Origin of the sequence: Rhodanobacter sp. OK091 (assembly GCF_900142825.1) — a bacterium.
Taxonomy (GTDB): Bacteria; Pseudomonadota; Gammaproteobacteria; order Xanthomonadales; family Rhodanobacteraceae; genus Rhodanobacter.
Genome location: NZ_FRCH01000001.1, coordinates 555,905 through 579,799, shown reverse-complemented (window position 1 = coordinate 579,799; position 23,895 = coordinate 555,905). Strand labels below are relative to the sequence as shown.

General features: G+C 63.4%; 23 protein-coding genes. 7 read left to right on the top strand and 16 right to left on the bottom strand.

All coding sequences use genetic code 11. From position 1 onward, the window contains the following. Positions 1–94 precede the first annotated feature (94 nt). From BUA26_RS02800 to rpsB, 16 genes are all read right to left on the bottom strand, one after another. Positions 95–634 carry a TlpA family protein disulfide reductase gene (locus tag BUA26_RS02800; protein ID WP_072757675.1) on the bottom strand — a complete coding sequence of 180 codons (540 nt, stop codon included), beginning with the start codon at positions 632–634 and terminating at the stop codon, positions 95–97. A gap of 131 nt (positions 635–765) precedes the next feature. Next, the gene (locus tag BUA26_RS02795; RefSeq protein WP_072757673.1) at positions 766–966 is read right to left on the bottom strand and encodes a hypothetical protein; all 201 of its coding nucleotides are present in this window, start codon (positions 964–966) and stop codon (positions 766–768) included. Between the two features lie 203 nt (positions 967–1,169). Continuing rightward, positions 1,170–1,742 (bottom strand): ribonuclease HII, encoded by a 573-nt coding sequence (rnhB, locus tag BUA26_RS02790; RefSeq protein WP_072759964.1) that lies wholly within the window; start codon positions 1,740–1,742, stop codon positions 1,170–1,172. Between the two features lie 100 nt (positions 1,743–1,842). Beyond that, positions 1,843–3,048 carry a lipid-A-disaccharide synthase gene (gene lpxB / locus BUA26_RS02785; RefSeq protein ID WP_072757671.1) on the bottom strand — a complete coding sequence of 402 codons (1,206 nt, stop codon included), beginning with the start codon at positions 3,046–3,048 and terminating at the stop codon, positions 1,843–1,845. 71 nt (positions 3,049–3,119) lie between these two features. Further along, positions 3,120–3,893 (bottom strand): acyl-ACP--UDP-N-acetylglucosamine O-acyltransferase, encoded by a 774-nt coding sequence (gene lpxA, locus BUA26_RS02780; protein ID WP_072757669.1) that lies wholly within the window; start codon positions 3,891–3,893, stop codon positions 3,120–3,122. After that, positions 3,890–4,363, bottom strand: a complete 474-nt coding sequence (gene fabZ / locus BUA26_RS02775) for a 3-hydroxyacyl-ACP dehydratase FabZ (RefSeq protein WP_072757667.1) — start codon at positions 4,361–4,363, stop codon at positions 3,890–3,892. Before fabZ ends, lpxA begins: the two co-directional genes overlap by 4 nt. After that, positions 4,356–5,390 carry a UDP-3-O-(3-hydroxymyristoyl)glucosamine N-acyltransferase gene (gene lpxD / locus BUA26_RS02770; RefSeq protein WP_072757665.1) on the bottom strand — a complete coding sequence of 345 codons (1,035 nt, stop codon included), beginning with the start codon at positions 5,388–5,390 and terminating at the stop codon, positions 4,356–4,358. Before lpxD ends, fabZ begins: the two co-directional genes overlap by 8 nt. 120 nt (positions 5,391–5,510) lie before the next feature. Next, positions 5,511–7,928, bottom strand: a complete 2,418-nt coding sequence (gene bamA, locus BUA26_RS02765) for an outer membrane protein assembly factor BamA (RefSeq protein WP_072757663.1) — start codon at positions 7,926–7,928, stop codon at positions 5,511–5,513. A 198-nt stretch (positions 7,929–8,126) separates the two neighbouring features. After that, positions 8,127–9,473 (bottom strand): RIP metalloprotease RseP, encoded by a 1,347-nt coding sequence (rseP, locus tag BUA26_RS02760; RefSeq protein ID WP_072757661.1) that lies wholly within the window; start codon positions 9,471–9,473, stop codon positions 8,127–8,129. Positions 9,474–9,509: 36 nt separating this feature from the next. Further along, a complete protein-coding gene (locus tag BUA26_RS02755) occupies positions 9,510–10,685 on the bottom strand; it encodes a 1-deoxy-D-xylulose-5-phosphate reductoisomerase (protein WP_072757659.1) in 1,176 nt (391 codons plus the stop codon). A 50-nt stretch (positions 10,686–10,735) separates the two neighbouring features. Next, positions 10,736–11,554: a phosphatidate cytidylyltransferase gene (locus BUA26_RS02750; protein WP_072757657.1), complete on the bottom strand. Its 819-nt coding sequence runs from the start codon at positions 11,552–11,554 to the stop codon at positions 10,736–10,738. A gap of 8 nt (positions 11,555–11,562) precedes the next feature. Beyond that, positions 11,563–12,303 (bottom strand): polyprenyl diphosphate synthase, encoded by a 741-nt coding sequence (gene uppS, locus BUA26_RS02745; RefSeq protein WP_072757655.1) that lies wholly within the window; start codon positions 12,301–12,303, stop codon positions 11,563–11,565. Between the two features lie 25 nt (positions 12,304–12,328). Next, on the bottom strand, positions 12,329–12,886 hold the full coding sequence (gene frr, locus BUA26_RS02740; RefSeq protein WP_072757654.1) for a ribosome recycling factor: 558 nt from the start codon (positions 12,884–12,886) through the stop codon (positions 12,329–12,331). Between the two features lie 71 nt (positions 12,887–12,957). Then, complete coding sequence (pyrH, locus tag BUA26_RS02735; protein ID WP_072757653.1) at positions 12,958–13,680, bottom strand: UMP kinase; 723 nt, start codon at positions 13,678–13,680, stop codon at positions 12,958–12,960. 269 nt (positions 13,681–13,949) lie between these two features. Then, positions 13,950–14,831, bottom strand: coding sequence for a translation elongation factor Ts (gene tsf / locus BUA26_RS02730; protein WP_072757652.1), 882 nt, complete (start codon positions 14,829–14,831; stop codon positions 13,950–13,952). 98 nt (positions 14,832–14,929) lie between these two features. Next, complete coding sequence (rpsB, locus tag BUA26_RS02725) at positions 14,930–15,817, bottom strand: 30S ribosomal protein S2 (protein ID WP_072757651.1); 888 nt, start codon at positions 15,815–15,817, stop codon at positions 14,930–14,932. Positions 15,818–16,144: 327 nt separating this feature from the next. On the opposite strand from rpsB, the gene map reads away from it, so the two are divergent. From map to rplT, 7 genes are all read left to right on the top strand, one after another. Next, positions 16,145–16,909, top strand: a complete 765-nt coding sequence (gene map / locus BUA26_RS02720) for a type I methionyl aminopeptidase (protein WP_072757650.1) — start codon at positions 16,145–16,147, stop codon at positions 16,907–16,909. Between the two features lie 75 nt (positions 16,910–16,984). Next, positions 16,985–19,633 (top strand): [protein-PII] uridylyltransferase, encoded by a 2,649-nt coding sequence (glnD, locus tag BUA26_RS02715; protein WP_072759962.1) that lies wholly within the window; start codon positions 16,985–16,987, stop codon positions 19,631–19,633. Positions 19,634–19,712: 79 nt separating this feature from the next. Further along, positions 19,713–20,162, top strand: a complete 450-nt coding sequence (locus BUA26_RS02710) for a CopD family protein (RefSeq protein WP_072757649.1) — start codon at positions 19,713–19,715, stop codon at positions 20,160–20,162. 266 nt (positions 20,163–20,428) lie between these two features. After that, positions 20,429–22,330, top strand: coding sequence for a threonine--tRNA ligase (gene thrS, locus BUA26_RS02705; RefSeq protein ID WP_072757648.1), 1,902 nt, complete (start codon positions 20,429–20,431; stop codon positions 22,328–22,330). Positions 22,331–22,374: 44 nt separating this feature from the next. Then, entirely contained in the window at positions 22,375–22,899 is a 525-nt protein-coding gene (infC, locus tag BUA26_RS02700; protein WP_072757647.1) for a translation initiation factor IF-3, read from the top strand. 192 nt (positions 22,900–23,091) lie between these two features. Next, positions 23,092–23,289, top strand: coding sequence for a 50S ribosomal protein L35 (rpmI, locus tag BUA26_RS02695; RefSeq protein ID WP_072757646.1), 198 nt, complete (start codon positions 23,092–23,094; stop codon positions 23,287–23,289). Between the two features lie 16 nt (positions 23,290–23,305). After that, positions 23,306–23,665 carry a 50S ribosomal protein L20 gene (gene rplT / locus BUA26_RS02690; protein ID WP_072757645.1) on the top strand — a complete coding sequence of 120 codons (360 nt, stop codon included), beginning with the start codon at positions 23,306–23,308 and terminating at the stop codon, positions 23,663–23,665. Positions 23,666–23,895 lie beyond the last annotated feature (230 nt).

The following is a 23,895-nucleotide window of genomic DNA, read 5'->3' as shown; positions in this document are numbered from 1 at the left end:
TGTCCAGCGGCAAGATTGACTTCTGTACGGTTTGCGCGAAGCCCGGCGGCGCCTGCAATCCGCCTGCAATCGGGTGATCCCGGTGTTGCAGTGATCAGTGGATGCCGGCGACGGCCGGGGACGATGCGGGCTCGGCGAGCAAGGCGTTGATTTCGGCCACCAGGCTGTCCAGCATGTCCTCGCCGTAGCCAACATGGACGTGTGCCACAGTGCCATCGCGATGCAGCATCACCATGACCGGAATAGCCTTGTCGGCACCATAGGGCTTGCCAATCGCATCATCACTGTCCCAGGTGATAAGCAACCCTGGCAGGCTCTTTCTCAGCGCGCGGGAGCTGCGCACAAAGACATCGCGACTTTCCCGGGAATTGATGGATACAACCTGCAAGGGGAGGTTTCGTTCGGTAGCCAGCGATTGCAAGTTCGCCAGTACGGGCATCTCCTTCATGCAGTAGCCGCACCAGGTAGCCCAGAAACTGATCACCACAACCTTGCCATGCAAGGAGGAGACACTCACTACCTCTCCATGCTGTGTGGTACCCAATGCGTCTGGCGGAGTTTCGCCCGGCTGGATTTCTGCCCTGGCGGAGAAGCAGAGCATCAGCCCTAGTAGCACGACGCCAATCCTGCGCATGTCATCCATCCCCTGGCTGGCCCCCTGGCCGGTTTAGCCAGAGTAGCAACACCTGCCGGATGGCGAAAGCGACGGCCGGGGCACTGGCTCGGAGCAGGCGTATCGACATGGCCCGGGAGCGGCTGAAGCGATCAGCTCACGTGAAAGCGTTCGTCTTCGTCGTCATGAATGACATAGTGCCCAAGGCTGGGCACCGCCAGCTTATGGAGGTTGTAGTCAGCGTGTTCCTGTCGGTCGTCTTCGACATCGGCGGGCGCGGGGTCGACCGATGGCGACACGGGTGTGGCCGCGGGTTTCAGTAGTACGGATTCGGGGTTGTTCGGAAGCATCATGGCGCGACTCCTGCAGTCTGCGAGGGCGCCGATGACCGCGCTGATGACAGCTGGTCGGCAGGTCCCTTAGGCAGGCCGGTGTTGCTGGCGCGTCCGTGCATATGGGATTCCTATAGGGAATGATGCGCTTGCGCGGGAAATAGTTGCATAGACGAATGGGCTAGATGGATTGATCTCATTTTGCGGCGCGACAGGTCGGCCGATCAGAACAATCTCGCCTGATCCAGCAGCAGGCGCACCGGCGCAAAGCTCCGGCGATGCTGGTCGCACGGCCCGAGCTGCCGCAGCGCGGTCAGGTGCGCCGGGGTCGAATAGCCTTTGTGGTTGGCGAAGCCGTAGCCGGGATGGATGGCATCGAGCGCCACCATCAGTCGATCCCGACTCACCTTGGCCAGGATAGAGGCGGCGCTGATCGCAGGCTCCAGCGCATCGCCGCCGACAATCGCGCGGCCGCGGCAGGGCAGGTCCTTCGGCAGCATGTTGCCGTCGATCATGGCTTCGTGGGCCGCCGGTGTGAGGCCGGCTACCGCACGGGTCATGCCGGCCATGGTGGCCTGGAAGATGTTCACGCGGTCGATCTCGTCCCGTTCGATCAACACGATGCAATAGGCCACCGCGCGCTCGATGATCTGCGGGTACAACGCCTCGCGTTTGGCCTCGCTGAGTTTCTTGGAATCGTCGAGACCGGCGATAGGGCGGTCGGGATCGAGAATGACGGCCGCTACCGCCAAGGGACCGGCCAGCGGTCCGCGGCCGGCCTCGTCCACCCCGGCGATGAAAAACCTTTTTGCCGGCTCCTCTCCCTGCTGGCGACCGAAGAGATTCTCCTTGCGGGCGAAGGAGGATGGAGGCGATGGATTGGCGCTCGCGGAAAGCCTACCCACCGGCGTGGTTCTCGCTGATCAAATCGGCAATGGCGGCGGCCGCGCGATCTCCCGCATGACCTTCCAGCCCGCCGCGCAATGCCTGATGCAGCTGCTCGAACGCGGCGACGATGGCGCCGCGCCGCTCGCTGTCGCGGAACAGCGCGAGGGTAGCGCTGGCCAGGTTTTCCGCCGTGCAGTCGACCTGCATCAGTTCGGGTACCAGCCGATCGCCGATGCCCGTTGCGCGCGCCAGGATATTGGGCAGCGCGTAGACATCGGTCTTCAACATCTTCATGGCGCGGGCGATGCGGTAGCTCATCGGCGCGACTCGGTAGCCGACGACCATCGGCCGCTTGGCCAGCATCGCCTCCAGCGTGGCGGTACCGGAGGCCAGCAGCACCACATCGGCGGCCAGCATGGCCTCATGCGCGTGGCCGTCCAGCAGCAAAGGCGCCGCTTCATCGTGCGGTCGGTTGCCCAGCAGTTCCTTCAGCCTGGCGTGTACTTGTGGATTGGCGGCGGGAATCACGATGCGCAGCCCCGGCAACGCGGCGGCGACCCGGCTGGCGGCGTCGATGAAAATCCGGCCGAGTCGTGCGACCTCGGACGGCCGACTGCCCGGCAACACGGCCAGCACGGGGGCGGTCTGCGGCAGTTGCAGAAAGTCGCGAGCGCCGATGCGATCGGACACCAGTGCGAAACGGTCGGCCAGCGGGTGGCCGACGAAGCGGGCGTCAATGCCGTGCTTCGCGTAGATCGCCGGCTCCATCGGAAACAGGCACAGCACGCGATGGGCGCTGCGACCGATTTTCTCGGCGCGTTTTTCGCGCCAGGCCCAGACCGACGGGCTCACGTAGTGCACGGTCAACAGGCCCGCCTGTTTCAGCCGTTGCTCCACGCCGAGATTGAAATCGGGTGCGTCGATGCCGATCACCACGGCAGGCCTGGCCTGCAGCAGGCGCGCAACGAGTGCCTTGCGCAAGCGCAGCAGTCGCGGCAGATGGCTGATCACTTCGCTGAAGCCGAACAGCGAAAGTTCGCGGATGTCGTACCAGGACTCGAAGCCCTGCGCCTGCATGCGCGCACCGCCGATGCCGACGAATCGCGCCTGCGGATAACGTTGACGCAGCGCGATCACGAGGTCGGCGCCGAGCTGGTCGCCGGAGTCTTCGCCGGCGAGGATGGCGATGAGGAGAGGGGCTTCGATGATCTGCATGTCGACGCCTCCGGCCTAAGTCAAAGTCAGAGCAAGAACGCGTGCTTGATTTCCCGATAAGCGTTTCACGCTTATCGGGCGAGCGCCCGTTCGCTGTGGTCGAGAAAATCGAGCATGGCCCGCACGTCGGCGCTCTGCTGTGCCTGTTCGACCAGCTTCTCGCGTGCCTCGGGCAGCGACAGGCCGGCCATGTACAAGGTGCGGTAGGCGCGCTTGATCGCCGCGATGCGGTTGGCGTCGAAGCCACGCCGCTTCAGGCCTTCGCTGTTGATGCCGCGGGGGCGACCCTGCTGCTCGTTCGCCATCATCACGAACGGCGGCACATCGTGGCCGACCAGGCAGCCCATGCCGATGAATGCATGCGCACCGACCTTGCAGAACTGGTGCACGCCGGAATAGCCGGAAAGGATCGTCCAGTCACCGATCGACACATGCCCGGCCAGTGCCGCGTAGTTGGAGAACACCACGTTGTTGCCGATCTGGCAGTCGTGCGCCACATGGACGTAGGCGAGTACCCAGTTGTCATTGCCGATGCGGGTGGTGCCGCCGCCGTCACCGGTGCCGCGATTGATGGTGGCAAATTCGCGGATCAGGTTGCGGTCGCCGATCACCAGCTCGGTACGCTCGCCGGCAAATTTCTTGTCTTGCGGGGCGCCGCCGAGCGAGGCGAACTGGGTAATGCGATTGTCGCGGCCTATCTTGGTCGGACCCTCGATCACCACATGCGGGCCGATCACCGTGCCGTCGCCGATTTCCACTTCGGCACCGATCACGCTGTAGGCACCGATGCTGACGTTGACGCCGATGACGGCGGAGGGATCGATCAGCGCGGTGGGATGAATCACTTCTCAGCCCTCGCGGCGCACATCAGTTCGCAGCTTGCCACTTCCTTGCCGTCGACCAGGGTCCGCGCCACGAACAGGCCCATGCCACGCACCAGGCGTTTCTGCGCGACCTCCAGGCGTAACTGGTCGCCGGGAACCACCGGTGCGCTGAAACGCGCATTGTCGATCTTGACCAGATAGAACAGCGGGCTGCCCTTGTCGCCATTGAGGTGGCGGCTGATCTGGGTCAGCAGCCCGGCGGTCTGCGCCATCGCCTCGACGATCAGCACACCGGGCATCACCGGGTGGCCGGGAAAGTGACCCTGGAAGAACGGTTCGTTGATGGTCGCGTTCTTGATCGCGACCACGCTGACGTTGGGCACGATCTCGATGACGCGATCCACCAGCAGGAAAGGGTAGCGATGCGGCAGCAGCGCCTGGATCTGCTCGACGTTGATCGGTACCGACAGATGCGAATTTTTTTCACTCATTGTTGCTGTCCTTCTCCAGCGCCGACAACCGGCGCGCGTACTCATCCAGATGTTTGAAGCGTGCCGCGTTCTTGCGCCATTGGCGGTTGTCCTGCAGCGGCACACCGGAAGAATATTCGCCGGGCTCGCGAATCGAATGTGTGACCAGGCTCTTGGCGGTAATGGTAACCCGGTCGGCCAGTTCCAGATGGCCGAGCACACCGGCGTTGCCGCCGATCATGCAGTAACGACCGATCTTCGCGCTGCCGGCGACCGCGGCGCAACCGGCCATCGCGGTATGCGCACCGACGTACACGTTGTGGGCGATCTGGATCTGGTTGTCCAGTCGTACATCTTCTTCCAGCACGGTGTCGTCCAGCGCACCGCGGTCGATCGTGGTGTTGGCGCCGATCTCGCAGTCGTCACCGATGCGCACACCGCCGAGCTGCGGCAGCTTGATCCAGCGGCCGTGATCCGAATCGAACGCAAGGCCGAAGCCGTCCGAACCGATCACCGCGCCGGGATGCACCAGCACGCGCCTGCCCAGCGTGACCCGGGTGACCAGGGTGACCCGGGCTACCAGCCGCGATTGCGCACCTACTGTGCAGTGTTCACCGATAATGCAATGCGGGCCAAGGATCACACCGTCCTCGATCACGGCACCGTCCTCGATCACGCAGCAGGGACCGATGCTGGCGCTGCCGCTGATCCGCGCACTGGCGGCGACCACGGCAGTGGGGTGGACGCCCGGCGGTGCTGCCGGTAGCCGTTCGAACAGCGCCGCGATCCGCGCGTAGGCAACGTACGGATCCTTGGCGATCAGAGCCGAGGTCTGACAGTCAGGGAGGTTTTCTTCGCGCAGTACCACCACGCCGGCGCAAGTCGCGGCCAGCTGAGTGGTGTACTTGCTGTTGGAGAGAAAACTCAGCTGGCTGGGTCCGGCGCCGGCCAGCGTGCCGACGCCATCGATGACACGCGCGCCGTCGCCCTTGAACGTCAGCTCGAATCGCTCGGCCAGTGCGGCCACTGTGTGGTTGATCGCGCTCATGCTTGCTCCGGAACCTGCCCGCCATTGTAGGGGGTGACGCCGCGGCGTGCAGCGCGCCGGCATGAAAAAGGAAAGCGCGGCATGGCCGCGCTTTCCGGGGTTGCCGATTTCCGGCTCGGATCAGAACTGACTGCCGAACGTGAACTGGATCCGCTCCTCGTAGTGGCCGTCGTCGGCCTGCGTGCGGAAGGGCATGGCAAAGCTGATGATCAGCGGGCCGATCGGTGCCTGCCAGTGCAGCGACACACCGGTCGAAGCACGCAACGTGCTCGCACTGAAATTCTTGTAATCCTTATAAGCGTTGCCGACATCCACAAACCACGATACGCGAGCGGTGTTGACGTCCTTCAGGCCGGGGATCGGTATGTACAACTCGGCAGTGCCGAGCACCTTGAATGCGCCACCGATCGGTTGTGCGTAATAGCCCGCGCTGCAATTGCCGGTTTTGTCCGGCGTGCTGCCGTCGATGCAGATGCGCGGGCCCAGCGTGTTGTCCTGGAAGCCGCGCACGTCACGTACGCCGCCGGCGTAGAAGTTCTGCCAGAACGGGAAGTCCTGGCGCATGTCCGTCAGAACGTGAGCGGGATTCTGCGCTGCGCTGCTGGCCTTCAATGCATCGAAGGCCGTATCGCTGATGCCATTGCTGCCATAGGTCTTGCCGTAGCCGACCTGGCCATCCAGGTACAGCACGAAACCCTTGCCGATCGGCCAGTAGTGGTTGATCTCGGTGGACAGCTTCCAGAACTGCACGGTCGAACCGGGCAGGGCGACGTCGGTGGAGGCGGAAATCAGGCCGCCGCGGGTCGGTGCCCAGTAGCCGTTGCGGGTATCGTGATTCCAGCCGACGGTGCCGGTCCACGAGTGGATGGTCTTGTTGCCGATCTCGTTCTGGTAATCGATCAGTACCGCGGGGCTGTAGCCCTGGAACAGATTGATCTTGTTGGTGCTGATGCCGAGGCCCAGGCGCACGCTGTCGGTTTCGGTGATCGGAATCCCGAGAAAGCTGGAGAAGCTCTTGGCGCTGGTGGAGTAGTTCGCGAAATCGGTATTGCCGTAGTCAGTCTTCGAATAGGCGGCGTTGTAGCCGATACCGATGCCGCTATCGGTCAGATACGGGTTGTAGTAATTGACGCCGATGCTGGTTTGATAGCTGCTGCGCTGGCCACTGACCGAGAAACTGTCGCCGGTGCCGAACAGGTTGTTCTGCGACACCGAGGCGTTGAGGATAATGCCGGAGTACTGCGAGTAGCCGATACCGAACTGCATGCTGCCGGCGGATTGTTCCTCGACCTTGACGCTGACATCGACCTGGTCTTGCGTGCCCGCGACCAGTTTCTTGTCGATATCGACCTTCTTGAAGTAACCGAGTCTCTGCAGGCGGATCTTGGAGCGGTCGAGCGCCGCCTGCGAATACCAGGAACCTTCGAGCTGGCGCATCTCGCGTCGCAGCACATTGTCTTCGGTGCGCGTATTGCCCGCGAACACCACGCGGCGCACATAGACGCGCTGGCCCGGTTCGACGTACAGAGTCAGGTCGACAGTACGCTTTTCCTTGTCCAGCTTCGGGACCGGGGTGACCTTGGCATAGGCGTAGCCGATATTGGCGAGCACGGCCTTGATCGCCTTCGTGCTTGCCTCGATCGCGCCGCGGTTGAAGGTTTCGCCTGTCTTGATGAAGACCATCTGGCGCATGGTCGCCTCCGGCAGGATCAGCTCGCCGAGCAGCTTGACGTCGGAAACCTTGTAGATTTCGCCTTCCTTGATGCTCGCGTCGATGTACATCGCGCGCTTGTCCGGGGCGATCGCCACCTGCGTGGAATCGACACCGAAATCGGCGTAGCCGCGGTCCATGTAATACGACTGCAGCTTTTCCAGATCGCCGGAAAGTTTTTCACGCGAGTACTGGTCGTCCTTCGAATACCACGACATCCAGTTGGTGGTATTGGATTCGAAACCGTCGCGTATCTGCTTGTCGACGAACGCGTGGTTGCCGATGATGTTCAGTTCCTTGATCTTGGCCGCCTTGCCCTCGCGGATCTCGATCTCGACGGCAACGCGGTTGCGGTCCAGCCGGGTCACGTGCGGAACCACCGACACGTTGTACTTGCCGCGGTTGTAATACTGGCGGATCAGTTCCTGCTGCACGTTGTCCAGTGCCAGCCGGTCAAAGGTCTCGCCCTCGCTGAGGCCGATTTCCTTCAGGCCCTTGGTGAGGTCTTCGGTCTTGATGTCCTTGTTGCCGCGCAGGGTCAACTTGGCGATCGACGGTCTTTCGACCACCTTGATCACCAGGATGTCGCCGTCGCGGTCGAATTCCACGTCGCTGAAGAACTTGGTCTGGTACAGCGCACGAATCGCCCGCTGGGCCTCGTCGCTGGTCAGCCGGTCGCCCTTGTTTACCGGCAGGTAGTTGTAGACGGTACCGGCGGAGATGCGGCTGAGGCCGTCGATGCGTATGTCCGACACCACGAACGGGTCGAACGCAAACGCATTGGCGGAGAGGGAGGCAAGCAGGATCAGCGCGGCGATACGCTTCATCGTCGGTTCCGTTGGGTTATTTCGATGGAGTGGCCAGCGCGGCCACCCCGATCAACGCATGAGGCAGGGACGAGCCCTGCCTCGAAAGAGAGTCCGCATTCCACCGGTGGAATGCATTGCTTGACACGCCGCCGCGCCGTACTGCAGCTGGCGCGGGCTGGCGTGTCGTCGACATGCTGCGGTCACCGGTCATGGGTGTCACGACAGCAGCATGCGATGGATATCGTTGTAGAACGCCAGCCCCATCAGGGTGAACAGCAACGCCAGGCCGATGTACTGGCCGACGATCATCGTCTGCTCGCTGACCGGACTGCCCTTGATCAACTCCACAAGATAATACAGTAGGTGCCCGCCATCCAGGACCGGGATCGGCAGCAGATTGAGGATGGCCAGGCTCAGCGACATCAAAGCCAGGAAACTGAGGAACCAGGACAGACCCATGTTCGCGGACTGATTGGCCACCGTGGCTATGCCGATGACGCCGGACAGATTGTTGGTGGAGGCCTGTCCGCTGACCATCTTTCCGATCAGGTTGAAGGTCTGCGCGGCATTGCGCCAGGTAGCCTGCAACGAGGCGCCGAATGCCTTGACCGGACCATAGCGCAAGGTGACCAGTTCGGGCCTGGGGCCGTTGACGCCGATCATCCAGTTGACGGGCTGGCCTCCCAGGGATTCCCGTCGCGCATCGACGGTCAGCAGCATCGGCTTGCCATTGCGCTCGATGGCAAGCTTCAGATGAGGCGATTTGGCGGCTTCGGCGGGCACCAGTTTCTGGAAGACGGAGTAGTCGGCTACTGGCTGATCATTGACCGACACGATGCGGTCGCCGCCCTGCATGCCGGCTAGCGCTGCCGGTTTGCCCGGAAGAACGGTTGCCGCGATGGCCTGCGATGGCGCCATATCCAGACCGAGTTTCTTCAGGTACTGATCGACGGGCTGGCCGGCAGGCAGCTGGTCCAGCGGCAGCACCAGTTGCCGCGAACGACCATCGTTGCCCCGTACGACGAGCGGCAGCGGGGCCCGCCCCAGCAGCGAATTGACCACCGCGTCCATCGCGTCGGTGAACGTGTCCACCGTCCGACCATCGATGCTGAGAATGCGATCACCGGTCCGGATACCGGCCTCGGCGGCCATGCTCTGCGGTGCGGCCGTCACGATGGGCGCCACGTCCGGTCGGCCGAGCATGAACATCAGCCAGAACGCGGCGACGGTGAAGATCAGATTGAAACCCGGGCCGGCAGCGACGATGGCGATGCGTTTCCATACCGACTTGCCGGTGAACTCCTGATCGCGCAAGGCAGGATCGACCTCACCCTCGCGCGCGTCGAGCATCTTGACGTAGCCGCCCAGCGGGATCGCGGCGATCTGGTACTCGGTGCCGTCGCGGCCCACCCGCTTCCAGATCGCGCTGCCGAAACCGATCGAGAAACGCAGTACCTTGACGCCACAGCGGCGTGCGACCCAGTAGTGGCCGAATTCATGAAAAGTGACCAGCACGCCAAGCGTGACCAGCAACCAGAACGCCGAGCCGAAGAAGGGAGTCATCAAGTACCGTACGGGAAAGTCATCGAAGCAAGAATATCAGCAAGCATTGCGCAGAACGCGACGGGCCGCTTCACGGGCGATACGGTCGCGTTCACGCAGGGTCTGAACATCGACCACGGCTTGCGCCGGCAGTTCCTCAAGCACTGCCTCGACCACGTCGGCGATCGACAGGAACGGCAGCGCGCCGGCCAGGAACGCCTCCACCGCGACCTCGTTGGCGGCGTTCAGCACGGCCGGAGCGTCGCCGCCGGCGCGCAAGGCCTGAAACGCCAGGGCCAGACAACGGAAGGTGGTCAGGTCCGGCGGCTCGAACTGCAGCGGAGCGCAAGCGGCCAGATCCAGCGGTGGCACTCCGGCTTCGACCCGCTCCGGCCACGCCAGCGCATGGGCGATCGCGGTGCGCATGTCCGGATTGCCGAGCTGAGCCAGCACCGAGCCGTCGTCGTACTCGACCATCGAATGGATCAGGCTTTGCGGGTGCACCACCACGTCGATCGACTCGGCTGGTGCACCGAACAGGTGATGCGCCTCGATCACTTCCAGACCCTTGTTCATCAAGGTGGCCGAATCGACCGAGATCTTGCGCCCCATCACCCAGTTCGGATGCTTGCAGGCCTGCTCCGGTGTGATGTCGGTCAACTGCGCCCGCGTGCGGCCACGGAACGGACCGCCGGAAGCGGTCAGGATCAGCCGGCGCACGCCGCTCTTGCGCAGGTCCGGTCGTCCGCCGGGCAGGCACTGGAAGATGGCATTGTGTTCGGAGTCGACCGGAATCAGCGCGCCGCCGCCAACCGCTACGGCTTCCAGCAGCAGCGGGCCGGCCATCACGATGGATTCCTTGTTGGCCAGCAGCAGGCGCTTGCCCGCGCGCGCGGCTGCCAGGGTGGAATCCAGCCCCGCGGCACCGACAATCGCCGCTACTACGGTGTCGCACAGGCTGCTGGCCGCTGCGGCCGTCAGCGCGGCGTGGCCACTGGCCACCCCGCAGTGCACACCGGCGTTGGCCAGCCGGCGCGACAGTTCAGCCTCCAGGGCAGGGTCGGCGATCACCGCCAGCTGTGGCCGATGTTGTACACACAAGGCGACCAGCGCCTCGACCTGGCTGTGCGCGGTCAGCACGGTGGCGCGAAAACGATCCGGATGGCGCGCGATGACATCGAGCGTGCTGCCGCCAATCGAGCCGGTGGCGCCGAGAACGGCGACGTTGTTCATCGTAGAGCCTGCATAGACAACGCGAGCTGCGTGGAGATCATATGCAGGCTCTAGATGTGCAGCAACAGCAGGCCGGCGGCGAACACCGGCAACGCGGCGAACACGCTGTCCAGTCGATCCATCAGGCCGCCATGGCCGGGAAAGATGCTGCCCGAATCCTTCACCTGGGCATGCCGCTTCATCAGGCTCTCGATCAGGTCGCCGACGATGGATACGGCCACCGTGACAGCCGCCAGCAAACCGATGGCAATTAGCGGGACACCACGCACATCGAGCAGCCAACTGCCGATCAGCGCGACCAGTACACCCGCCACCATCGCACCATACGCGCCGGCCCAGGTCTTGCCGGGGCTGATCTGCGGCGCCAGCTTGCGCTTGCCGAACGTGCGGCCGCTGAAATACGCACCGATGTCGGATGCCCACACGATCACCAGCGCGAGCAAGGTCCACCAGTGGCCGTGCGGCTGATGGGCATGGATGCTGGTGAATGCCACCCAGGTCGGGACGATCACGAACCCGCCGGCCAGCAGTTTCAGCGCAAGATTCTCGCGGGTGGGTGCGGCGGCGAACGCGAAATGACGCAGCCACAGGCAGGCCAGCAGCCACCAAGCCACGCCCGCTGCCAGCAACAGCGGCGTCAGTGCCGTGGCGCGCGCCCACCACAGCCATGCAAATACGCACGTTGCCAGGAGCAGCAGGCCGATGCGCCATGGCTGGCTCTTCAAGCCGCTGAGCTGGCTCCATTCCCACAAGGCGGCCAGGAACGCCGCCGAGACGATCACCGCAAACACGGCGTTCGACGACAGCAGGATGATCAGGATCACCAGCGGTGCAAGCACCAGGGCGGTGAGGGTGCGCTGAAGCAGCATGGTAATCCTCAGGAAACAGTGGCGATCTGCTCGCCGGTGCGGCCATAACGGCGCTCGCGGCGGGCATAGTCTTCGATGGCCTGGCGCAGGCAAGCCTGGTCGAAATCGGGCCACAAGGTCTCGGTAAAGTACAGCTCGGCGTACGCCGCCTGCCACAACAGGAAATTGCTGATGCGGCATTCGCCGCCGGTGCGGATGAACAGGTCCAGCGGAGGCAGTTCGGCAAGGCTCATCCATTCGCCCAGCCTGGACTCGTCGATTTCGTCGACGCGCAGTTCGCCACGCGCCACCGCGGCGGCGGCCTGCCGGGCGGCCTGCACGATGTCCCAACGGCCACCGTAGCTCACCGCGATATTCACCTGGAGCTTGCTGTTGCCGGCGGTTCGGGCCATCGCAGCCTGCATGCGCTCGCGCAACGGTTCGTCGAACGCGCCGAGATCGCCGATGAAGCGCAGTCGCACGCCGTGGCCGTGCAGTTCTTCCACTTCCTTGTCCAGCGCCCGTACGAACAGAGTCATCAGGGCGCCCACTTCGTCCTGCGGGCGCTGCCAGTTTTCGCTGGAGAACGCGAACAAGGTCAGCGCCTGGACGCCCTCGCGCAGACAGGATTCGATGGTCGCGCGCACGGCCTTGCGGCCGGCGTTGTGGCCGAAGCTGCGCGGGCGGTGACGGGCCTTGGCCCAGCGACCGTTGCCGTCCATCACGATGGCGATATGGCGCGGAACCTGCGAAGCCTTGGCCTTGGTCATGGAGTGAGGAAGGATGATGGCCTCGTCAGAGCGCCATCAGCTCCTCTTCCTTGGCTTTCACCACGGCATCGACGTCCTTGACCGCACGATCGGTGAGCTTCTGGATCTCGTCGTCGACGCGGCTTTCGTCGTCCTCGGTGATGAGCTTTTCCTTGAGCAGGTCCTTGACCTGCTGCAAGGCGTCGCGGCGCACGTTGCGGATCGCGATCTTGGCGTTCTCGCCTTCATGGCCGACGTGCTTGGCCAGTTCCCTGCGGCGCTCTTCGGTGAGGGCAGGCATGTTGAGGCGGATCACGGTGCCGGCGGTGGTCGGCGTGATGCCGATGTCGGAGGCCATCAGCGCCTTCTCGATCGGCGCCACCATGGTCTTTTCCCACGGCGTGATGATGATCGTGCGCGCATCGGACAGCGACACCGAGGCGACCTGCGTCAGCGGCATGTCGGCGCCGTAGTAGGACACCTTGATGTGATCCACCAGCGCGGTGCTGGCGCGACCGGTGCGAATACGGGTGAGGTCGTGCTTGAGCGAGTCGATGCTCTTGCCCATGCGGGTCTGGGCATCGGTCTTGATGTCATTGAGCATGTGGCGTTTCCCGGTAAATCTGCAACGTTCGATTATAGCAGTGGCAAAGTCCCATCCTGGCGCGTCCCGGTTCAGCCGCCATCGACCATGGTGCCGATCGGCTCACCTTGCATGATCCGCATCAGATTGCCCGGTACGGTCATGTCATAGATGCGCAGCGGCATCTGGTGATCGCGGCACAACGCGATCGCGGCCGTGTCCATCACGGCCAGCTTGCGCTCGATCACGTCGTCATAGCCGAGCCGGTCGTAGCGGGTGGCGTCATGATTCTTGGCCGGGTCGGCGGTGTACACGCCATCGACCTTGGTCGCCTTCAGCAGCAGGTCGGCGCCGATTTCCACCGCGCGCAGCGCGGCAGCCGAATCGGTGGTGAAGAACGGGTTGCCGGTACCGGCGGCAAACAGCACGATGCGGCCCTTCTCGATATGGCGGATCGCACGGCGGCGGATGTAATCCTCGGCCACGTCATGGATCTGGATGGCACTGGTCACGCGTGCAAAGCCGCCGCGCTTCTCGATGGCATCCTGCATCGCCAACGCGTTCATTACGGTGGCCAGCATGCCCATGTGGTCGCCGGTGACCCGATCCATGCCGGCAGCGGCCAGGCCGGCGCCCCGGAAGATATTGCCGCCGCCGATCACGATGCCAATCTGCACGCCGGTACGCTGCACCTCGATGATCTCGTCGGCGAGCCGGCCGATCACTTTCGGGTCGATACCGTAGTCGGCGTCGCCCATGAGTGCCTCACCGGAGAGCTTGAGCAGGATGCGATGGTACTTGGGCTGGTCGCTCATGGGTTCTCCGGATTGTGTGGGGCAAAACAGGCGCATTGTACTGTCTACCGCAAGCGGCAGGGAGTCATTCGTGCCATCGGTGGAAATTTTGTTCACACTGGATCTCTGCCAGACGGCCACAAAAAAGCCGCGGTTTCCCGCGGCTTTTTTTTCGGAAGCACTGCTCTTTCTGAAAAGACCGACCTAAAGGATGGCCGGTCTTTCAGTCAGGGATAGCTCTTTCTAAACAGTCCGGCCAAGGATGGCCGGTCTTCCGTCAGGGATGACTATTACGCCAGGCCAGCCTGCTTCATCACTTCGGCGGCGAAATCCTCTTCCACCTTCTCGATGCCTTCGCCGACCGCCAGACGAGCCACCGACACGACGTCGGCGCCTTCCTTCTTCAGTGCGTCGGCCACCGTCATGTTGGTGTCGAGCACGTACGGCTGGCCGAGCAGGGTGACTTCGGACACGATCTTGTGGATCTTGCCGGCGACGATCTTCTCCAGGATATCGGCCGGCTTGGCCTTTTCCTTGTCGGACATCAGGCTCAGCGCGATCTCTTTTTCCTTGGCCAGGAATTCGGCCGGTACGTCTTCGGCGCGGATATGCGCCGGGTTCATCGCGGCGACATGCATCGCGATGCCCTTGGCCAGATCCTCGGAGCCGCCCTTGAGCGCCACCAGCACGCCGATGCGGCCGCCGTGGATATAGCTGCCGATCACGCCGTCAGTCTGGACGACGGCCATGCGGCGCACGTCGATCTTCTCGCCGATGGTGGCGATCAGGGTCTTGGCAGCTTCCTCGACGCTGTTGGCGCCCGGGTAGGCGGCAGCCTTCAGCGCGTCGATGTCGGTCGCGCCGGAGTTCAGCGCGACGTCGGCGACGGTGTCGCTGAACTTCAGGAAGCTGGCATCTTTGCCGACGAAATCGGTCTCGCAGTTGATCTCGACCAGCACGGCCTTGCCGACGGTCTGCGCGGCAACGATGCGGCCTTCGGCGGCGATGCGGCTGGCCTTCTTGTCAGCCTTGGCCAGGCCGGATTTGCGCAGCCATTCCATCGCAGCGTCGATCTCGCCGTTGTTCTCGACCAGCGCCTTCTTGCATTCCATCATGCCGGCGCCGGACCGCTCACGCAGTTCCTTGACCAGTTGGGCGGAAATATTGCTCATCGGTAGTCCTCTAATGCTTTGGTTGCGTGGCGGCGCACGGGCGCCGCCACGCGGTTATCGCTTGCGGATGCGGCGGCGGGTGAGCGCCGTCGTTGCGCTTACTTGGCGGCGGGTGCGCCGTCGTTGCGCGGGCCACGGCCACCATCACCGCGGCCACCATCACGGCTGCCTTCGCGGCGCGGAGCGCTCTTGCGCGGCGCAGCGTCGCGGCGCGGAGCCGGCTTGCGATCGATCTTGGCGACCGGGTTGCCTTCCTCGTCCAGTTCGACGAAGTCGTTCGCGTCACCCTGGGCGGCAGCCGGCGCGGCGGCCTTGCCTTCGAGGATCGAGTCGGCGGCGGCACGGGCGTACAGCTGGATCGCGCGGATCGCGTCGTCATTGCCCGGGATGGCGTAGTCGACCAGCTCCGGGTTGTAGTTGGTGTCGACCACGGCGATCACCGGGATGCCGAGCTTCTTGGCTTCCTGCACGGCGATGTCTTCGTGGCCGATGTCGATCACGAACAACGCATCAGGCAGACGGTTCATTTCCTTGATGCCGCCCAGCGAGGCCTGCAGCTTGTCGCGCTCACGGCGACGGGCCAGCACTTCGTGCTTGACCAGCTTCTCGAAGCTGCCGTCGGTCTCGGCCGCTTCCAGCTCCTTCAGGCGCGACACGGACTGCTTGACGGTGCGGAAGTTGGTCAGCATGCCGCCGAGCCAGCGCGAGGTGACGAACGGCATGCCGGCGCGTGCGGCCTCTTCGGCCAACGGTTCGCGGGCCGAACGCTTGGTGCCGACGAACAGCACGGTACCGCGCTTCTGCGCCAACGCCGACAGGAAATTCATCGCGTCGGTGAACAGCGGCAGGGTCTTTTCGAGATTGATGATGTGGATCTTGCCGCGCGCACCGAAGATGTACGGGGCCATCTTGGGGTTCCAGTAACGGGTCTGGTGACCGAAATGGACGCCGGCTTCGAGCATCTGACGCATGGTGACTTGTGCCATGGGTGTAACTCCTTGCATGGGCCTTTGAAAGGCCTGGGGGTTGGGACCTCCACGCATCCCCGGCTTCGACCGCGACTTGCCCGATTTTCTTGGCGGGCGTGCCGCAGCACCCCGAAGGCGGTGCCGATACGTGTGTGGCGTTGGTTTGGGTGTTGTACCGCTGAGGGTTACAATCCCGGTTCGCTTTGCGCTGGCCGTCCGTCAAATACGGATACGTCAGATCAGCAAAACTCCGAAATTATAGCCGGTACGCCGGCTGCGCGGCAAGTTGCCGGCGGATTCTGCGTTGAACCGCCGGGCTTCTGCCGCCATATTGAAGTGGAATCCATGGCCATTACCCTGAAATCCCCCGAAGACCTCGAAGGCATGCGTGTTGCCGGCAAGCTGGCGGCCGAGGTGCTGGCTATGCTCAAGGAGTACGTCAAGCCTGGCGTCACCACCGAAGAGCTGGACCGGCGCGCCTATGAGCATATCGTCAATGTGCAGAAGGCGATCCCGGCCAACGTGGGCTACCACGGGTTCCCCAAAACGCTGTGCACCTCGGTCAACCATGTGATTTGCCATGGCATTCCGAACGAGGGCAAGGTGCTGAAGGACGGTGACATCGTCAATCTCGACGTCACCGTGATCAAAGATGGCTGGCACGGCGACACCAGTCGCATGTACATCGCCGGTACCCCGTCGGTGCTGGCCAAGCGGCTGGTCGACACCACGTTCGAGGCAATGATGCGCGGCATCCAGGCAGTTCGCCCCGGCGCCACCTTGGGCGATGTCGGCCATGCCATCCAGCAGCATGCCGAAGCGGCCGGTTTCAGCGTTGTACGCGAGTACTGCGGCCATGGCATCGGCAAGGTCTATCACGACGAACCGCAGGTGCTGCACTACGGCAAGCCCGGTACCGGCGTGGAGCTGAAAAAGGGCATGACTTTCACCATCGAGCCGATGATCAATGCCGGCAAGCCGCAGACCAAGCAATTGCCCGACGGCTGGACCGTGGTGACCAAGGATCATTCGCTATCGGCACAGTGGGAGCACACCATCGCGGTGACCGACGACGGCTACGAGATCCTCACGGCCTGGCCGGATGCCTGATAGCGCAGCGATAAGCGCGATGCGGAATCGTTGCTCCCGGCAAGCCATCGGGCGTTTATGGAGTCCCGCCTGACCATGGTGCCGACACCGGCTTCCGTTGCCTTGCCGTCCCTACCGCGCCTGCCCGTGGCAGTGCCGCGTTCCGGCGTTTCCACCGAAGCGCGCCGCGCCTTGCGGCAATTGCTGGGCGATGTCGACCGCGCGCTGGCCACCGCATTTCGCGATGGCGTCGATGCCAGTGCGCTGGCGCGGCGACGTGGCGAGTCGGTCGAGCGGGTGGTCGCGCATGTATGGACGGCCTGTCTCGGCGAAGTCGCCGAGACGACGCTGTTCGCCGTCGGCGGCTTTGGTCGCGGCCTGTTGTTTCCGTATTCCGATGTGGACTTGCTGGCGCTGGTGAAGGCTCCCGAGCCGACACGGTTGCGTGCGCTGGAACAGTTCTTCGCCACCTTGTGGGACATCGGCCTGAAGGTCGGCCATGCCGTGCGCGATCCGGCGCAATGCCGGGCGCTGGCGGCGCGGGATGCCAGCGTGTTCACCAGCTTGCTGGATGCGCGGCGGCTGGCGGGGGATCCGGCGTTCGACGCCCGTCTGCGTGCCATCGTGGACGATCCCGAGTTATGGCCGCCGCAGGAATACCTGGCTGCGCGGCTGGCCGAACGCGATGCCCGGCACGCCCGTTACGACGACACGGCTTATAACCTCGAACCCAACCTCAAAGACGGTCCCGGCGGCTTGCGCACGCTCGATTCGCTGCGCTGGATGGCGCGGCGCCTGGCGCATGTGGACGATCTGCCCGGCATGGTGGCCGAGGGCCTGCTCGATCCGGCCGAACTGGCCGCGCTGGAGCAGTCCGAAGCCACCTTGCGGCGTTATCGCTATGCGCTGCATCTGGAGGCCGGCCGGCCCGAAGAGCGGCTGCTGTTCGACTACCAGCGTGCGCTGGCCGCCCGCTTGGGTTTCGAGGACGAGCACGAGAAAAACCTGGGCGTCGAGCAGTTCATGCAGGGCTATTACCGCGCGGCCAGCCAGGTCGAGCGGCTCGGCGTGCAGGTGGCCGAGCGCTTCGTGGAAATGCTGGAGCCGCCGGGCGAGGCCCAGCCGGTCGGGGCCGAGTTCCTGCGCTACGGCTCGCGCCTGGCGGCACGCGATCCGCAGTTGTTCATGCGGCGACCGGCCGCGCTGGTGGAGATCTTCATCACGCGGCTGGATCAACCAGGCGTGGTCGGGTTCAGCGCCGAGACGATGAGGCGCATCCATCAGGCCACCGCCGTGCACGTCGACGCGCTGGCGGATGACGACGATGTGCTGGCGGCCTTCCTGCAACTGCTGCGCCGCGGGGCGCCCGCGGTCGAGGCTTTGTGGCGAATGAACCGGCACGGCCTGCTGGCAGCGATCCTGCCTGCGTTCGGCAAGGTGTTCGGGCGCATGCAATACGACCTGTTCCATGTCTACACGGTCGACGAACACACCTTGCGCGTACTGCGCAACATGGCGCGCTTCGCCGATCCTGCGGCGCAGCGTGAATTTCCGCTGGGCTGCGAAATCTGGGCCAGCCTGCCCAAGCCCGAGGTACTGCTGTTGGCGGCGCTGTTCCATGACATCGCGAAGGGGCGTGGTGGCGATCATTCGGTGCTGGGCGAGCAGGATGCGCGGGTATTCTGCACGCGGCTGGGTCTGCCGCCGGGCGACGTCGAGCGGGTCGCCTGGCTGGTGCGCTGGCACCTGCTGATGAGCACCACTGCGCAGCGCCAGGACATCACTGACCCGGATGTGGTGCATCGGTTCGCCGAAGTGGTCGGCGAGCGCGAGCGCCTCGGCCAGCTGTACCTGCTGACCATCGCCGACATCATCGGTACCAGTCCGCGGCTGTGGAATGGCTGGAAGGACCGGCTGCTGTCCGACTTGTGCGTCGCTACCCGCTACGCCTTGCGCAGCGACGTGGAGCTGCCGCGCGATATCGGCGTGCGCGTGCATGAGTGCTCCGAATATGCGCTGGCGTTGCTGATGAACGAAGGCTACGCCGAGGCCGATGTGGTGCGGCTCTGGGCCGAGTTCCCGCAGCTCAGTTTCCTGCGCCACCGGCCCGAGCAGATCGCGTGGCAGACCAGTGCGATCCTGCGTGCGAACGGTGCGGTGCCCTTGGTTGTGGTGCATCCATTGTCGGTGCGCGGCAGTACCGAGCTGTTTGTCTACACGCCTGATCGGGATGGCCTGTTCGCCACCGTCACGGCGGTGCTGGATCGTTTGCGCTTTTCGGTGATGGAAGCGCGCATTCTCAGTTCGCCGACCGGCATGGCTTTCGATACGTTCCTGCTGCTGGACGCCGACAGCCAGCAGCCGGTGAGCACGGCGCGCGCGGAAGAGCTACAGCAGAGACTGCAACGTGCGCTGACGCAGTCCGCCGGTGTGCAGCCGAGCAAACGCGGCATGTCGCGTCATCAGAAGCATTTCCAGATGACGCCGAAGATCAGCTTCCACGCTGCCGGCGATCGTACCCAGCTGGCGCTGGTCGGTACGGATCGCCCCGGCCTGCTGGCCGCGGTGGCGCAGATCATGTTGCACGCCGGAGTGCGTGTGCATGACGCGCGCATCGCGACGTTCGGCGAACGCGTGGAGGATTTCTTCCAGCTGACCGATCGCCACAATGCACCGCTCGATGCGGCGCTACAGGAGCGTCTGCTTGGGGCGCTGCTGGAACGGATGGGTGTTGTGAAGGACTGACGCCACGGCGTTGCCGCGATCTGCCGGGTGCGCGTTATCATCGCGCCGCTGCGTGCCGCAGCGGCCGCGTGTCTTCGCCATGACTTATCTACTGATCAAATCCTTGCATCTGCTGTTCGTCATCGCCTGGATGGCCACGGTGTTCTATCTGCCGCGGATCCTGGTGAATCTGGCCGAGACAGCGAACGAGCCTGCGGTGCAGGCGCGGCTGCAGTTGATGGGACGGCGGTTGTACAAGTTCGGCCATAACATGTTCGGCCTCGCATTCTTATTCGGGCTGACCCTGTGGCAAGGCTGGCGGCTGTTTCCCGCAACGCTGCCGAACGTGGCGGCGGGCATGCACTGGATCGACGCCAAGCTCACCCTGGTGGCCGTACTGCTCGCGTATTTCGTCTGGTGCGGTCGTCTGCTCAAACGCAAGGCCGCGGGCGGCACGTTGCCGTCGTCGCGGGCTTTGCGTTGGCTTAATGAACTGCCGGTGTTGTTGCTGCTTGCGGTGATCTTTCTGGTGATTGCCAAGCCGTTCTGAAGTCGTCATGCCTCGCCAAGGGTTTTTTTCGCAGCGGGGTTCATCTCGCTGACGGCTTGCCCGCACGGCTGCATCAGCGAGGATTGACAGCCGATCTGGGCTAAACTAGCTTTTCGACATCATCCACAAGACCCAGGTGGCCCGCGCTCCGCGCCGGCCGAGCGTGCGACATGGCAACTACCGTATTCCACTGCTGATCACGCCACGCCTTGGTTTTTTTTGAAGAAGGGCGGATGCCCTTTTTTGCTTTTCAGAGAATGGTTCCCATGATTGAAATCACGCTACCCGACGGCAGCAAGCGGCCGTTCGATCATCCCGTTACCGTGCAAGACGTGGCCGCCTCGATTGGCGCCGGTCTGGCCAAGGCGACCCTGGCCGGCAAGGTCGACGGCAAGCTGGTCGATGCCGGGTTTTCGATCGCGCACGACGCCAGCCTGCAGATCATTACCGACAAGAGCCCCGAGGCGCTGGAAATCCTGCGCCACTCCACGGCGCACTTGATGGGTCAGGCCGTGCAGCGCTTGTATCCCGGCGCGCAAGTCACGATCGGCCCGGTGATCGACAACGGTTTCTATTACGACTTCGCCTACGAGCGGCCGTTCACGCCCGATGACCTGCCGAAAATCGAGGCGGAGATGGAGAAGATCGTCGCCGAACAACTGCCGGTGACGCGCAGCGTGAAATCGCGCGATGACGCCGTGGCGTTCTTTCGCGGCATAGGCGAGAACTACAAGGCCGAAATCATCGAGTCGATTCCGTCCGATGAGCCGCTGTCACTGTATTCGCAGGGCGAGTTCACCGATCTGTGCCGCGGTCCGCATGTGCCCAATACCGGCAAACTGCGCGCGTTCAAGCTGATGAAGGTGGCGGGCGCCTATTGGCGTGGCGATTCCAACAACGCCATGCTGAGCCGCATCTACGGGACGGCGTGGCTCAACGACAAGGATCTGAAGGCCTACCTGTACCAGCTCGAAGAGGCCGAGAAGCGCGACCATCGCAAGATCGGCAAGCAGCTCGACCTGTTCCATCAGCAGGAAGAGAGCCCGGGCATGGTGTTCTGGCATCCGAACGGCTGGGCGATCTGGCAACAGGTCGAGCAATACATGCGCGGCGTGTACCGCAAGAGCGGCTATCAGGAAGTGCGCTGTCCGATGGTGCTGGACGTGTCGCTGTGGAAGAAGTCCGGGCATTGGGACAACTACGCCGAGAACATGTTTTTCACTGAGTCTGAGAAGCATACCTACGCGCTGAAGCCGATGAACTGCCCCGGCCACGTACAGGTGTTCAACACCGGCTTGCACAGCTACCGCGAGTTGCCTATACGCTACGGTGAATTCGGCGGCTGCCACCGCAATGAACCGTCCGGTGCGCTGCACGGCATCATGCGCGTGCGCGCGTTCACCCAGGATGACGGCCATATTTTCTGCACGCCGGAGCAGGTCGAAGGCGAAGTCACGGCATTCCATCTGCAGGCGATGAAGGTCTATGCCGACTTCGGCTTCACTGATCTGGCGATCAAGCTGGCGCTGCGGCCGGACAAGCGCATCGGCTCGGACGAGTTCTGGGACCGCACCGAGGAAATGCTGCGTCGCGCATTGCGTGCGGCCGGCGTGGAGTGGGAGGAGTTGCCGGGCGAGGGCGCATTCTATGCGCCCAAGATCGAGTACCACCTCAAGGATTCGATCGGTCGTGCCTGGCAGGTCGGTACCATGCAGGTCGACTTCATGATGCCCGAGCGCCTCGACGCCGAGTACGTGGACGAGCACTCGCATAAACAGCATCCGGTGATGCTGCACCGGGCGATCGTGGGCTCGATGGAGCGTTTCATCGGCATTCTGATCGAGCATCACGCCGGTTTGCTGCCGGCGTGGCTGGCCCCGATACAGGCGGTGGTGCTCAATATCACCGATGCACAGGCCGATTACGTCGCTCAGGTGACGCAAACCCTTGTCGACAAAGGTTTCCGGGTACAATCGGATTTGCGCAACGAGAAAGTCGGCTATAAAATCCGCGAACATACGATGCAGAAAGTGCCTTATCTGCTTGTGGTCGGTGATCGCGAGAAAGAGACCGGTGCGGTTTCCGTGCGTACCCGCTCGGGCGAGGATCTGGGCAGCATGCCGTTGGCCGATTTCGTTGAGCGACTGGTGACCGAAACCCGGCGCTGAGCGCCGAGCGGTCAGTTTCATTACTTCTTCTGGAGGATCGTGGTATCGCTACCACCGACAACAAGGGCAACCGTCGTAACCTGGAAATCCGCGTTCCGCGGGTTCGTGTGATTGGCGCCGAGGCGGAACAGCTCGGCATCCTGACCCGTGACGAGGCACTGGCATTGGCCCAGGAAGCCGGCATGGACCTGGTCGAGATTCAGCCGAACGGCGATCCGCCGGTCTGCCGCATCATGGATTACGGCAAGTTCAAGTTCGAAGCCCAGAAGAAGGCGCAAGCCGCCAAGAAGAAGCAGAAGCAGGTCGAGATCAAGGAAGTGAAATTCCGTCCGGTCACGGACGTGGGCGACTACCAGATCAAACTGCGCAACATGCTTCGCTTCCTGGAAGAGGGCGACAAGGTCAAGGTCACCATCCGTTTCCGCGGCCGCGAGATGTCGCATCAGGACCTGGGCCAGAACCTGGCCAAGAAGATCCAGGAAGACGTCGGCGAGAACGGCCAGATCGAGTCGTTTCCCCGGCTCGAAGGGCGCCAGATGGTCATGATGATCGGCCCCAAGAAGAAATAAGCCGCCACGACAGCTTCGGCTGTCGTATTACTGGCATCCGGGGTTCGAACTCCGTATAATCGCCGGTTCGACCCGCAGGATGGGTCGTGCACCGATCGTGGCAGGACGGAAAGCGTGACCCTCCGGGGTTGCCGCCAGATCAGTCAGAAACCGGGGCCGCCGTGCTGGCGGGCCCCATACAAGGAGCATTCCATGCCCAAGATCAAGACTAACCGGGCGGCGGCGAAGCGTTTTCGCAAGACCGCGTCGGGCAAGATCAAGTGCGGTCACGCATTCAAGTCGCACATTCTGACCAAGAAGTCGACCAAGATGAAGCGTGGCCTGCGTGCCAAGAACCACCTCAAAGCGTGCGACACCCCCGGTGTAGCGCGCATGCTGCCGTACTTGTAAGGCGAGGAGATAAACCATGGCTCGTGTAAAGCGTGGCGTTACCGCCCGTCGTCGTCACAAGAAAGTTATCGGTCGTGCCAAGGGCTATTACAACGCCCGCCGCAAGGTCTTCCGCGTTGCCAACCAGGCCGTCATCAAGGCTGGCCAGTACGCTTATATCGGTCGCAAGCAGCGCAAGCGTCAGTTCCGTGCGCTGTGGATCGTCCGTATCAACGCTGCTGCGCGCATGTTCGGCCTGTCCTACAGCCGCCTGATCAATGGCCTGAGCAAGGCCGGCATCACGGTCGACCGCAAGGTGCTGGCAGACATCGCCGTGCACGACATCAAGGCGTTTGAAGTGATCGCCGAGAAAGCGAAGGCCAGTCTGGCCGCTTGATCGTCGGGCGCTGCTGCGTCGGCACGCTATGATGTAAAGCAAGCGGGGAGAAGGCCACAGCCTTCTCCCCGTTTTCGTTTGTTGGAAAAATGCTCTCTGCGATTGCCTCCTCTCCCCTTGGGAGAGGATTGAGGTGAGGGTTCGGGGCCCGCCCTGTCCTTTATCAAGGCACGCTTCGAATCGGAGATAACGCGAGAGTGGCCCCTCACCCTGCCCTCTCCCCGAAGGGG